The organism is Sulfitobacter sp. HI0040 (assembly GCF_001634885.1).
Lineage (GTDB): Bacteria > Pseudomonadota > Alphaproteobacteria > Rhodobacterales > Rhodobacteraceae > Sulfitobacter.
This window is the reverse complement of record NZ_LWEX01000340.1, coordinates 1-360: the sequence shown is the minus strand read 5'-3', so window position 1 is coordinate 360 and position 360 is coordinate 1. Positions and strand designations below refer to the sequence as shown.

Annotated in this window: 1 protein-coding gene; it reads right to left on the bottom strand. The window is 61.4% G+C overall.

Annotated features, from left to right (window positions below; genetic code table 11):
* Positions 1-288: LON peptidase substrate-binding domain-containing protein (locus A3728_RS14885; protein WP_201722336.1), on the bottom strand; the 288-nt coding region annotated here is incomplete at its 3' end.
* Between the last annotated feature and the right edge of the window lie 72 nt (positions 289-360).

Below are 360 nucleotides of genomic sequence, written 5' to 3'. Positions count from 1 at the left end.
ACGCGACACCCCGCCCAGCGTGATCATGTAGCGACCGTCCTCGGTTTCCGAGAACTGGGTGATGCGCCCTGCACAGCCGATCGTGTGAAGCCCCGGCCCGTTCCGCCCCGGAACCTCGTTCGGCTGGATCATTCCGATCAGCCGCCCGGGCGTTTTCAGTGCATCCTCAACCATTTGCAGGTACCGCGGCTCGAAAATATGCAGCGGCAGCCGCGAGCGGGGCAAAAGGAGGGCTCCTGCCAGAGGGAAGATCGCGATCGTGTCCGGCAGTTCTGATTGTTTGATCATGAGGCGTAACCTAGTGCGCGCCCCACCTCAGACAAATATCATCGAAGACAGCTTGCGCCGCCCGTTCAGAAC